The organism is Micromonospora sp. NPDC047740, assembly GCF_043204735.1.
Lineage (GTDB): Bacteria > Actinomycetota > Actinomycetes > Mycobacteriales > Micromonosporaceae > Micromonospora.
In genome coordinates this window covers 18903-30708 of sequence record NZ_JBIDCT010000015.1, presented here as the reverse complement: position 1 = coordinate 30708, position 11806 = coordinate 18903, and the positions used below count along the sequence as shown (strand labels likewise).

Annotated in this window: 10 protein-coding genes; 3 read left to right on the top strand and 7 right to left on the bottom strand. The window is 65.4% G+C overall.

Annotated features, from left to right (window positions below):
* Positions 1–23: 23 nt before the first annotated feature.
* Both ACGF4F_RS25985 and ACGF4F_RS25980 read right to left on the bottom strand, forming a co-directional pair.
* Entirely contained in the window at positions 24–1091 is a 1068-nt protein-coding gene (locus ACGF4F_RS25985) for a serine/threonine-protein kinase (protein ID WP_393081060.1), read from the bottom strand.
* 685 nt (positions 1092–1776) lie between these two features.
* On the bottom strand, positions 1777–2511 hold the full coding sequence (locus ACGF4F_RS25980; RefSeq protein ID WP_393081057.1) for a hypothetical protein: 735 nt from the start codon (positions 2509–2511) through the stop codon (positions 1777–1779).
* An 875-nt stretch (positions 2512–3386) separates the two neighbouring features.
* Between ACGF4F_RS25980 and ACGF4F_RS25975 the strand changes: the two genes are divergently transcribed.
* Positions 3387–4247: a GNAT family N-acetyltransferase gene (locus ACGF4F_RS25975; protein ID WP_393081054.1), complete on the top strand. Its 861-nt coding sequence runs from the start codon at positions 3387–3389 to the stop codon at positions 4245–4247.
* Between the two features lie 211 nt (positions 4248–4458).
* Here the strand turns inward: ACGF4F_RS25975 and ACGF4F_RS25970 are convergent, their stop codons facing one another.
* Positions 4459–4626 carry a hypothetical protein gene (locus tag ACGF4F_RS25970; protein WP_393081051.1) on the bottom strand — a complete coding sequence of 56 codons (168 nt, stop codon included), beginning with the start codon at positions 4624–4626 and terminating at the stop codon, positions 4459–4461.
* Positions 4627–4935: 309 nt separating this feature from the next.
* Between ACGF4F_RS25970 and ACGF4F_RS25965 the strand changes: the two genes are divergently transcribed.
* On the top strand, positions 4936–6441 hold the full coding sequence (locus ACGF4F_RS25965; protein WP_393081048.1) for a hypothetical protein: 1506 nt from the start codon (positions 4936–4938) through the stop codon (positions 6439–6441).
* Between the two features lie 581 nt (positions 6442–7022).
* Here ACGF4F_RS25965 and ACGF4F_RS25960 read toward each other — a convergent pair.
* Together ACGF4F_RS25960 and ACGF4F_RS25955 are read right to left on the bottom strand one after the other, a co-directional pair.
* Positions 7023–7175: a hypothetical protein gene (locus tag ACGF4F_RS25960; RefSeq protein ID WP_393081045.1), complete on the bottom strand. Its 153-nt coding sequence runs from the start codon at positions 7173–7175 to the stop codon at positions 7023–7025.
* 4 nt (positions 7176–7179) lie between these two features.
* Positions 7180–7779: a hypothetical protein gene (locus tag ACGF4F_RS25955; RefSeq protein WP_393081042.1), complete on the bottom strand. Its 600-nt coding sequence runs from the start codon at positions 7777–7779 to the stop codon at positions 7180–7182.
* Positions 7780–8052: 273 nt separating this feature from the next.
* Between ACGF4F_RS25955 and ACGF4F_RS25950 the strand changes: the two genes are divergently transcribed.
* Positions 8053–8991 carry a hypothetical protein gene (locus tag ACGF4F_RS25950; RefSeq protein ID WP_393081039.1) on the top strand — a complete coding sequence of 313 codons (939 nt, stop codon included), beginning with the start codon at positions 8053–8055 and terminating at the stop codon, positions 8989–8991.
* Between the two features lie 144 nt (positions 8992–9135).
* Here ACGF4F_RS25950 and fxlM read toward each other — a convergent pair whose 3' ends face one another.
* Both fxlM and ACGF4F_RS25940 read right to left on the bottom strand, forming a co-directional pair.
* Positions 9136–10344: a methyltransferase, FxLD system gene (fxlM, locus tag ACGF4F_RS25945; protein ID WP_393081036.1), complete on the bottom strand. Its 1209-nt coding sequence runs from the start codon at positions 10342–10344 to the stop codon at positions 9136–9138.
* A 309-nt stretch (positions 10345–10653) separates the two neighbouring features.
* Positions 10654–11415, bottom strand: a complete 762-nt coding sequence (locus ACGF4F_RS25940; protein ID WP_393081033.1) for a hypothetical protein — start codon at positions 11413–11415, stop codon at positions 10654–10656.
* Positions 11416–11806: the final 391 nt, after the last annotated feature.

Here is an 11806-nt window from a genome sequence, read left to right as displayed (position 1 = left end):
CTGGTTGGCGTCCGTCGGGCTCGTCAGAAGCCGGCGTCCCGGGCGTACTTGGTTCGCAGTTCGTCCGCTAGCCAGCGCACGTCCAGCTCCGGCGGCACGGCGGAAGCAGGAGCCGACTTCGATGCTTCCGGAACCGGATCGGGTCGATCTTCAACGTTCTCCGGGTCGGCGAGAGGATCCGCCAACTCGGGCGGCACAGCGATCGGTGGCGGAGGGTCGAAGGTCGCCTTGATCAGTCGTCGGCGGATGGTGGCGATGGTCTGCCCGGTCCCCTTGGCCAGTGCGATGAGCTGGTCGTAAACCACCTTCACGCCAGGCCGCGCGGTCGGCTCGTGAGCAAGCATCAGACCCAGCAGCGTCAGTAGTTCCTTCGGTGCGCCGGTCAGGTCAGGCTGGACCACGGGGTCGCTGATGCGATGAGCCAGCACGATACCGCCCGGTCCCGGATACAGCGGTCGACCGGTGACCGCATACGCGAGCGTCGCACCCAAGGCATACACATCCGTGGACGCCTGCAGGTCCCGCTCGGCCCGTACCTGCTCCGGAGCCATGTACGCCAACGTGCCGACCATACGGCCAGGTTCGGTAACCTGATGGTCGCGGTCCAGTAGTACCTTTGCAAGCCCGAAGTCGATGACCTTCGGCCCGTCCTTGCTCAGCAGGATGTTCTGCGGCTTGAGATCCCGGTGCAGCACACCAGCCTCGTGGATCTTGCTCAGCCCGTCAGCCAACTGGGCGCCGAGCACAGCGGCCAGAGCGACTTCCAGCGGCCCGAATCGCTCCACGTGCTGCCGCAGTGTCGGTCCTTCGATGTACTCCACCGCCAACCAGGGCGGCTCATCGTCCAGCCCAGCGCCCTCGAACCGAGCAACTCGGGCGCCGTACACGGTCTTGAGGTTGACGACCTCCAGAGCGAAACGCTCCCGGAAGTCCGCGTCGTCGAGCAACGGGCTCTTGATCACCTTCACAGCCACCCGGTCCGCCGTCGGTGAGAGACCAAGAAAGACCTGCCCCATGCCGCCGGATCCCAGCCGGCCCACAATCCGGTACGGGCCGACCTGCTTCGGATCCGCAGCCAGCAACGCTTCCATGCCACCGCCCCGAGTCCACGCTCACCGGAAGCCGAAACGTATCATGGACCATCACGGACGGTCACTGCGGATTCTTTGCCCCGGTTCGCAGCAATGTACGCAGTGTGGGCGCTTATTTCCCTTACGGTCCTGTTGACCGGATTGCTTTCCGGACTTGTTGGCGTTCAGCCTTCGGGTTCGTGGGGAAAGAGTTTGGCCGATCAGCGGGGCGCGGCCGAACGTTAGGGTCTGTGTCGAACTCGGTCAGAGCCATTCGTTGATGGCGGCGATTTGCACGGTGGCCTCGTAGCGCACGACGAGCTTGTCGAAGCGGGTGGCGACGGCCCGGTTGCGATTGAGCCTGCTGATGCCGTACTCGACAGCGTGGCGCTCCTGGTAGAGGCGGGGGGCAAAGCTCGGTGACCGGCGCCCTTGGACCCCTTGGCACGCCGGTTGGACCCTGGTCCGCCTTGCTCCGAATGGTCGCCTTGATCCCCCGCCAACACAGGTACTTCCGGCTGACCTTCCAGGTGTACACCTTGTCCGCGAGGACCCGGTCGGGCCGGGTCCTCGGGCGCCTCCGTTCAGGCGGGGCACGCGGATGCCGGCCAGGACCGGGATGAACGGCTTGCTGTCGCCACGCTGCCCGGCGGTCAGCAGGATCGACAGGGGACTCTGGCCAACCTGCCGACAAGGGACGGGCTGATCAACAGCTACCGTAGTCCACCTGCCTGAAACGACGCCCAAACACCCCCGCCATGGCCAAGTCCATCGCCCGGCGGCGAGTGTTGCGCGCCGCTGCAGCAGTCGCTGGGTCGTGGCCGTAATACACGCCGTATGTTGTCGCCAGTAGTCCGGCTGCTTCAACGCCGATCAGCGCGGTCGCGCCAATGTCAAGAAGGTCGGGGCTCAACCGCAGGTCGCGGTCAAGTGGACTGGACGTAATCGCGTCGGTGAGCATCCACGGGGCGCTGTGCACCACGCCGGAGGTGTGCCAGTACACGTTGGTGAGGTCCGGGAACCATTTCTCGACCAGGCTGCTCAGCTGCAGCTTTAGGGGCACCCGTCCGTGCCCAGGTATCTCTAGCCACGTCGGCTGACCGGTCTTGCCGGCCACCTCCACGATCCCCGCTCGAGTGATCCGGTCGCGGACCGCGGCCTGGCCCCGCTCGGCCCACATAAGCGCATCTGGCATCACCGGTACCGACGCGGGCAGGGCACGTGCGGCCTTTACGTGCTCGGCGGCGTCGTCGCGCACCAGCACCGCGATGCGCAGCAGCCGAGTCTCGTAGTCCGTAGCCGTGTCAAGCAGGTGGGCGACCTTCGCAGCGCCCTCAGCCGCCTCCAAACGAGGCTCCGAACCCTCTTCGAGGCCGGCACCGAAGGTCGGCCACCTTACACAGAGGCCGAGGTTGCCCGGGATCTCACCAAGGCCGGCCACCGCATCACCGCCGAGGGCATCCGCAATTTGCTGCGCGCACCCCGAATCAACCCCAAAGCATCCACGCTCCGTGCACTCGCCCAGTTCTTCGACGTACCCGCCGGCTACCTACTCGGCGACCAAGAAGAGCCTGAAGAACACAGCCGGCGCGTCCGCGTGATGGCACGATCCATCACCAAGCTCTCACCCGCCGCCCAAGACGGCATCGCCGTGATCATCGACAACCTTCTGCGAGTGGAGGAGACCGCCCGAGGGGGCGACAGCAGGACTCCAAGCCACCGACCTGGCCCTGACCAGGAACCAAGCAGCTCAAGGCAATAGCCCATCTGCGTGGGCCCCTCGAAGCCGGCGACGTCGGCCGCGGCCTGCGTCCAGCCTCGCCAGTCCCAGGTACGTCGTGGCCTGCTCGCAGCGGCCGATCGTGGCACACGGGACCGACAACTGCTTACCCTCACGCCTCACCGAAGTAGCTCTCCTCCTCGCCGAGCAGCAGCGGCACGTCGTACACGGACATGTCCGGCCGAGCGCCTGGCGGTGCGCGGCATTCGTCACCTGCCGTATCCGCCAGCCCAACATGAGGGGCTCTGGGCGCAGGTACGGAAGCCGCTCCAGAGACACGCAGCTTGTCCAGTTGGTTTGGTTAATGGGTTGCGGGCATAGGACGCCCTGATTAGAACTGGCAGCCGAACCTACAAGGAAGGAGGGCTGAGCCATGTACGCCACGCACACCGCGCCCGTGCCCTCCCGGGTGACCAGCTGAGCTGATCCCGGAGCGGGCGGGGCGCCTCCACACGGAGATTGCCTTGACTTTGCACCAGCATGATCTGACCCTGCGCCCGATCACCGGGCCCGATGAGCTAGACCTGTTCAACAGCTTGCCGTACGTCCTCAACGATGAGCTCGGCAGTGACTTGGCGGCCGGTCGCCGCCGCCCGGAATGGCTGTGGCTCGCGCTGCGCGGTGATCGCGTGGTGGCCCGGGCCGGATGGTGGTCGCGCCCCGGGGACGAGCACGCCCTGTTGATGGACGTCTTCGACATCGACAGTGACATCGACGACGGCGTGCGGTTGCTGAAGGCCGCACTGCCCGCCGTGGTCCCCATCGGCGCGACACCCCCAGAGTACGGCCGGTTCCTCCCGGCGGACTGGCGCCACCACCAACACACCCGTCAGGCCGTCAACGACCGGATGGGCGCACTCGAACGTGTCGGAGCCAAGCTGTTCGTCGAACGGCTGCGTCTGGAATGGCGACCCGGCACGGGCATCCCTGAGCTCAGCGGGCGGCTCGCCTTCCGGCCGGTTCGCAACGCGGGCGAGCTCATCGAGCTGATGACGCTTGTGCTGGACGGCACCCTCGACGCGCACAGTCGCGAGGAACTGACCCGCATGACCGCCCGCCAGGCCGCTCAGGAGCAGTACCAGAACGAGCTCGAGCGCTACGCCAGCCCGCACGATTGGTGGCGGATCGCGACGCTTCCGGACGGAGAACCGGTCGGGTTCGTCATCCCCGCGCACAACGGCTACAACCCGATCATCGCGTACCTCGCCGTGGTGCCCGCGCATCGCGGCCACGGCTACATCCACGACATCCTGGCCATGGGTACCAGTCTGCTCGCGGCGCAGAACGTACCGCGGATCCGGGCAGCCACCGACGTCGGCAACACGCCGATGGCGGCAGCCTTCGCCCGGGCCGGCTACGTCACCATCCAGCGCCAGATCGACATGACCTGGCGATGATCACCTGGGCGCTGGACCTGAGCTAATCCAGGTCCAGGTCCAGCGCCCGCAGGAAGGTTCATCAAACCGGGACGCGGGCCGACCCTCGGTAGAAGGCCCCTCCGAGTGTCCCGTTCATCGGCAGATCTGGTGGCCAGACCAGCAAGATCGAAAGCGCGCTCGGCGGCATGAGCGCGCGCCTGATCTCGGTCCACGCGCGGGCGTCCGACCCTCAACCGATGACCGGAGGCGGCGTCGGGTGCGCGCCAACCAGCTCTGGCGTCGGTCGCTCGTACTCGTGGACCGTTCTGGCTTCGTCGAAGACTTCTTCGGCGACCGTGGCTGTGCACGGCATCTCGCTGTAGGTATGCCCGACCGAAGTGACCAGCCGCATGCTCATCGACCTTCCCCTGGTACCGACGGTGTATGTGCGGCGGGCCTGTGCCGCAAAGCCCGTGGGCCGTGATCGCCCTTCGACGTGGCTTCGTCGAGACGCGCGCCGCCCCGACTCGCGTCTTTGGGGTAGATTTCCGCTTTGCTAATATTTTTGTTATTGAAGGCCAATAGTCAGCTTTCATGGTAGAACCGGCGCAAACTACTTCGCACAGTGGAGTCATTGCTAGGATTCGCGGCGGGGGTGCCGCAGTGGGTGGACGTGCACGGCATGTGAGGTTCGAACCCTCCTCCCCCCCAAAGAAGACGAACGGGAATGATCAAGATGTCGACATCGACCACGGTTATCTGGAAGGTCGCAGCACGCCTTAGTCGCAACATTTTGACGCCCGGAGAAGTTGGGACATCCTTCAATTCAACACCAAGCCCAGGCGTGTTCCGAAAATTTGGCGTGCCGCTGGAGTACGCCTACACGCCGCTCAGCTTGACGCCAACACCTCCGTTTTATCAGGCCATCAAACGGAGCCTCGCCGACATTCATCACGAACCGACGGGGAAGAAGTTTCCTTTTGCGCTGCATCTCCCCGTCTTAGGATCTGGCAAACTACGGGCAAAGTTTCGGCTTTATCCACCCGCGACTGCGATTGCGACGTTTAGCTTCGACGCAAGCACCGGCGTCGACGTGGAGCAGCTCTTTGCGTTCCGGACCGTCGAAGTAGACGCGACGCTAAGTCGGATCGCTCGAACTTCGCTTGCATTGATCAACTCGGGAGACCATCGAGCACAATCAGAGATTCCGATCCAAGCCTACCCAGCATTTCGGATGCTGCGAAACAACCTTCGCGAATTCAACAGCTGGAGCCCTCGCGACAAGAAGCAGCTGATTGGCCTATTGATCGGCAACAGGACGTTCGACTTAATGTCCGATGACATCGTCGCGCGGATCCAGGAGCTCAACTCGGAATTCAACAAAAAGAGCACTGATGAGCTGCTGCTGCTGAATAAGCAAAGCCTCCTACTTCTGACGTCCGACCTGGAACCACAGCCAGGTATCGGCGATCGATTCGAGCGCTCCGTCGACCTGGTAGAGGTCGCGCTCGCCTTCAGGACCTTCCTACAGCACTACCCTGGAAGCCGCGTCGGCGTCGAAGAGTTTAGCGATTACGTATACTGGAGAATTCGCTCGTGGATCCGCAATTACAGGGCAATATTTGCCGAAAGTGTGTCAAATAGGTACCTTTGGGAACACTTGATTCGCGAGTTCGGCCTGACGGAACTCGTGAACATGGTGGAGGCGGATAACCCTTGGATCGCCGGAAAGCTGGAGCAGCAATCGAAATTCTTTGCAACTTTGGGGCCCACGTGGTGGGCCGATCCCGACTACGCTAACGCCTTCGCCAGCTCAAGCCGCTCGCCCGACGCTCAGGAACTCGCCTTCCTGACTGACAAGCAGCTCCGCTCGGCCGTTTTGGCAGATATCCGCGAGGCGGGACGTTCTTTGACTGCGAAGAGTTACAAGTCGGCAACGGTTATGGCAGGTGCCGCGGTTGAGGCTATGCTGCTCGATGCTTTAATGAATCGCACATCCCTTAACCAGCAGACGCTGCTATCCCAGTCCTTGTCTCAATACATTGCACATGCGCGCGCCGAGAACCTGGGTTTAGACGAAGGCGTACTGAGCATTGTCGATCAAGCGATGCGAGGGTGGCGCAACTTGATCCACCCCGGGCGACAGTTACGACTGAATGTCGCAATTGATGAACACAAGGCTAAGCTCGCAGTAAACGCAATGCATGCACTTGCAGCTGAACTGGCGAAATAATCATATGACGGTCGATCAGGCCGTGTTGCTCAATATATCAGGGAAGGTCCAGGCTGATCGCTCGCCACGGGTGGGCGCGGCACCGTGCATTGGGCTTCGCGTATCGAATTGAGCGCGCAACATTTCCCGATAATCGCACACAAAGGCAGCCGGCCCATCCGTGGGCTCCCGACTGATGACGTCAACACGTCCGAGCAGCAGCCACACGTTCAGCGAACGGTTGCACTCTCATCGGCTAGAGGCGCGACGTCGGCCTCAATCTCTGCCACCACGGTGGGCTCGATCTGCATGTACCGCAGCGGCTCCGGCCGGTCCAGCTGCCCGGACCAGGATGCGGGTAACGGCTCCGGCCACGGGTGCACCACGGGAGCGCCGTAGTGTTGCCGAGGCCGTAGCGGAGGTAGCAGCCCGGCGAGCTCCTTCCGCTGGACTCGGCAACCGTCGCGGCTTCGCCACCTTTAACGCCGGGTTGTCCGCCTCCGACAGAAGCCCGTCGGCGACTGCCCGCCGGTATAGGCACCGCAACGACGCGATCAGATGCTCTGCCGCGCTGCGCCCACCCCGCGCGTTGCGGCGGGCTACTACTGCGACTTGACGTACTCCGCAAGCCGCTCGATCTCCGACGGTGTCGGCTCGTCCAGCCGCCGCTGCCCCCACTGCTCGACAACGCGCTTCCAGTACGACCCGTACGCTCGGCGGGTGCCGGCACTGACCGCTGCCGCCACCACCGGCACGTACTCAGCGAAGGTCGGTGCCGGAGGGCGAGGCGACGCCGCCTCGATAAGGTCCGCCGGCGTAACCCCCATCCGCGCCAGCAACAGGCGAGCCGCATCCAACTCCGCTTTGCCCGCAGCAGTGCCGCTCACGCCTCATCACCACCGAGCGCTTCGGCATGTACCCGGGCGACCACCGCATCCAGCGAAGCCGGCGGGTGAAGCACCAGACCCCCGCAGCCGTGTCGGCAGCCAGCAGTACCCGGTCGCCGGCCGTCAGGCCACACCACTGCCGGACCACCGCCGGCAGCCACACATGGCCCTCTTTCGTCACTCGGAACACCCCGCGCGGGTCAGGGTCGACGATGATCAGGCCGCCGCTTTCCCGGATGCCCAGCCTGAGGCCGGGAGCCCAGCCGAGAGCGATCATCACCGCCCGATCAGCGACGCGGCCATGCACATCAAGAGTCGCCAGCCCATACACCGTGCTGCCGTCACGAGTAGGAGCCAGTCGCGCCAGCGGCAGAGGCGGTCGCTTCATCGCGGCACGCGAGTCACCGGCGATCTTGAGCCCGCCTGACGGAACCACCGCCGGGATCACCAAATCGATCTGCCGGTCTGTCATGACCCACCTCGCCGAACGACGAGGCTGCGACCAACGGCAGTAACAGAGAGTGAAATCAGGTGGTCAAGCATGCTTGACCACCTGAACGTCCAACGTCGCAATACGCGGGAGTGTCCGAGGGGGGACTTGAACCCCCTCAACCAGCATGGATGGGTCACGTCCCGCCTTGACCGGCGGTCCAATCCGTACCCCCAGATGCCGCGCGGTTGCTTATCCTCCATACATGGTGGACGTCGGCCGGAAGGCAATGCCGGTAGCCGAGGCCGTCGGCGCATGACTGTCGTCGGTGGATGGCCATCTCTGACCGCCGCGTTGAGCGACAGAAACTCGCCGACGAGGTCGTTCATCCAGGAACGGTTCGGCCGGTGGCAGGACCTCCAGGCACGGTATCGGGAAGCCATCGCCCCCCTTGCCGTACCCGGCGGTCAGGCGAACCCCGCAACCATCGGCTCCGCGTTCGACTGGATGGTGCGCTTTATGGTGCATCCCTGCCCAGACCTGCGCCTGGCGCTGATCGGCGTGCGCATACCCCCTGTTCGGCAGGCGGTCCACGAATTGGCGCTCATGCTTAACTACCCGGACAGCGACGGCAGCGGCGGCGTGGGGAACGCCCGGTTCAGCGGGCCGGTCGCAGGCAGTGTAGCCGACCATCAGCTCCTCGCCCGCGCTTGCTGGGCGCTTGCCCTGCTGACCGACCTGTACCGGGTCGGTCCCACACCGGGGTCCCCCTTGATGGCCCTTGCTCCAAGGTCCATCACGGCCGAGAAGCTACTTGATCTCGCATCGCCCGAAGCCGTCGAGGAGCTCCGGGCTCTGCGCGCCTCCGCAGAGCGAGCCCTCCTGCCGGCCCTGACGGCGCGACGTGGCGCTTGGGCGGTCGGACCAACCTTCGCTGGATCGTCCCTGATGAACGCTGACGATCTGATCGCCGCCGGCCTACTGCTCGAACTCAAGACGAGCCTCGGCAGCAAGCGCCGCGATGGAACGCGACGATCATCGCTGGAGGCGCCAACCATCATGCAGCTGCTCGGCTACGTACTGCTCGACTTCTCCGACGAGTTCGCCATCGACGCCGTCGGTGTCTACAACGCCCGCTATGCGCACCTGGCGGCCTGGCGCCTGCCGGAACTCCTGGCCGAGCTGGCAGGCCGGCCCGTCGACCTCAAGGAGGAACGTGCGGCCTTCCGCGAGCTGCTGAGTACGCATGTCTAGAACAGGCGCAGCGCCGTCGAGGGTGCCGCCCTCGATGTCGGGCTGGACCGTGGCGAGCTGGGCCATGACAACCTCCCTGATTGGGGTGATAGGGGTTCCTCGGCACTCCCCCACCGTGGTCGCTGAGGTGAGCGCCGAAGTCTTCTACGGCCAGGCGACGGCGAGGACGCCGTGTCGCTTGGTGCTGTGCCACCCGGTCAGGTCGCTGGTGTCGGCGGTGTTCGGGTGGTAGGTGATGTGGGCCGCGCCGCGCCGGTAGTAGCAGTCCGCCCAGGTGCGGATCATGGCGAGCAGCTCGCCGCCGACCTGCTCGGCTTCCGGCCCGTGGGCGATGACACCGGTCTCGTAGCCGCTGACGGTCTGCGGATTCTCCCGCTTGATGCGATAGGCGAAGCTGCCGCCGCGCACCAGCGTCGGGGTGCCGTTGCGTACCGTGGGGTTGACCACGCCCTGGTCGATCGCGGCCTGCGCGGCGTGCAGCATCGGCAGTTCCGGCCCGCTGGTCAGCAGGTACAGTTCCAGCTCGTCGGGCATGTCGAACGGCGTGCCCGACCAGCTCTGCATCGGCTTGGTGTGGAGCGCCTTGCGCAGCGCCGGCACGTCGGAGGTGAGACTGCTGTTCTGATCGAGGCGCAGTCCGACGTCGGGGGTGACCGGGATCAGCTGCTCGCTGGCGGCGCCGTGGCCCTGGATCGGCACGAACGAGCCGAGCCGGTAGTTGCTGGCCTTCAGCACCGACATGCCGGGGGTGCGGTCGAAGGCGATGAGCCGGGTGATCCCGGCGAAGCGCAGCGGCACGACGATCCGGCCGTCCGGGGTGAGCTGATCGAGCCAGGCGGGCGGGATGTCCCACGCCCCGACCGTGACGATGATCCGTTCATACGGGGCGTTCTGTGCCACGCCGTGCTCGGCGTCGGCGAGCACGACGTTGACCTGCTCGTACCTGGCCCGGCGCAGGCCGGCGCGGGCGCGCTCAATGATGTCGGCATCGATGTCCACGGTCGTCACCGAGCCGGTCGGCCCGACCACCTCGGCGATCAGGGCGGCGTTGTATCCGCTTGATCCGATCTCCAGCACGTTCATGCCCGGTCGTACGTCGGCCTGTTCGAGCTGGATGGCCTGAATGTGCGAGGCCGAGACCACGCTGGTCTGACGCCCAGTAGCGTCGATCTTGGGAACCAAGGTGGTGTTCGTCTGATACACCTTTTCCAGCGGCTCGCCGGGCGCGAAGTCATGGCGGGGCACAGTGTGCATGGCCGCGGCTACGCTGTCGGTGGTGATCAGACCCTCGTCACGCAGTGTGGCCACCATGGCCTGACGAAGGCTGGCAGCGTCGTCAACTCGCAATGTCATCGCAGTCCTTGTGGTGGGAATTCGTCGGCTGTACAAGCCCTACTTCGCCCATGGGGCGTCGTGTTGGTTTGAATTGATGCGGTATTCGCTCGGCGCAATGGAGTCCCGCGTTGTGCGGCGGCGCCGACATCACTCTCCTTCCGGGTGGGATAGCGGGTTGTTGTCACCTGGTCCGGCGAGCAGGGTTGAGAGCGAAGCTCAGCTGGTCATGGGCCAGGAGATGGTGACGATGCCGTGACGCTGAGGGCACCGGTCTTGCTTGCGTGTGCGGACACGGTCGGGATCTCCTGGAATTGGCGGGGCGGGTAGTCAGGCGTCTTGGTGCTTGTGCCCCTTGGCGGCGCAGTCCTGCCATATGTGTGTCAGGTGTTGTGTCATGCGGGCCGCGGCGGGATGGTCGGGGTGTTCGCGCCGGTGGGTGGCGATGGTGTCGGCGAGCAGGGTGCGCGCCGCCTGGCAGTGGCCGAGGGCGTGTAGGACGAGAGCGGTGGTGGCGTGGGTGGCGAGGGTTCGATGGGCGTGCGGCCCGGCGGTAGCGGCGAAGTGTTCGCCGAGTTGCCGATAGAGGTGGTAGGCGCGTTGGTGGTGTCCGGCGTGCCGATGCACGATGGCCTGGAGGTGGAGGGCGTGAGCGCTCCGCGGGTGGCCGGGCCCGTGGAGGTGGATCGTGCTGTGGTGGGCGTAGGTGGCCCAGGCGATGGCGTCGGCGGGGTGGCCGAGGCGGAGTTGCAGTTCGGCCAGAAGGTTGGCGGCTTCGGCGTGTAGGGGGTCGGCGGGCGCGGTGGCGGGGTCGACGCCGGTGAGGCTGTCGTGCAGGAGCTGCCGGGCGCGCAGCGGCTCGGTGTGGGCCAGGTTGCGGGCTGCCGCGATCCGCTGTCCACGTTCGGCCTCGAACCGGCCGGGTCCGGTAGCAGGGGTGGCTCGCCAGGTAAGGGCGATACCGCCGGGAGTGGCGCCGACGGTGATGCGGGCGAGGACCCGGTGGGCGTGGGCGGCGGCCAGCTGCGGGGGTGTCGACGCACTGGTGGAGGGGATGATCCGAGCCGCGTGTCGCAGGATGGTTCGACCCACGGTGTGGGCGATGGCCGCTGCATCAATTGGCCGCGGCCGGCAGTCCTGCTGGCACTGGTAGCCGTGGCCAGAGTCGTGCAGTTGCGTGTAGGCCATCGGTTGGTGACAGAACCTGCAGTGCAGCAGTCCCGGCGGCAGGTACATATCTCGCGAGTCGGCGGCCGACCTGCTCGGCTGGAGTGGGACTGGGGCGGTGGCTTTGGTTACCCATTTTTGGACCAGGCGTGGGTCGAGGCCCATTTGGCGGGCGACCGTGGTGACGGCGCCGTATGCCTTGATTGCGCGGGCATCCGCGACACGCTGGACGACGGCGTCGATGAGTTCCGGAGGGTATCTACGAGGGAAGGCCATGATCCGCGGTATCGGTTGGGGACGAGTGTGTTCGGCCGCC

Bases quoted from the DNA above. Each gene is read 5' to 3' on its own strand.
- ACGF4F_RS25985 (WP_393081060.1), bottom strand. From the start codon at position 1,091: ATGGAAGCGTTGCTGGCTGCGGATCCGAAGCAGGTCGGCCCGTACCGG.
- ACGF4F_RS25970 (WP_393081051.1), bottom strand. From the start codon at position 4,626: ATGAGCATGCGGCTGGTCACTTCGGTCGGGCATACCTACAGCGAGATG.
- ACGF4F_RS25965 (WP_393081048.1), top strand. From the start codon at position 4,936: ATGATCAAGATGTCGACATCGACCACGGTTATCTGGAAGGTCGCAGCA.
- ACGF4F_RS25955 (WP_393081042.1), bottom strand. From the start codon at position 7,779: ATGACAGACCGGCAGATCGATTTGGTGATCCCGGCGGTGGTTCCGTCA.
- ACGF4F_RS25950 (WP_393081039.1), top strand. From the start codon at position 8,053: ATGACTGTCGTCGGTGGATGGCCATCTCTGACCGCCGCGTTGAGCGAC.
- fxlM (WP_393081036.1), bottom strand. From the start codon at position 10,344: ATGACATTGCGAGTTGACGACGCTGCCAGCCTTCGTCAGGCCATGGTG.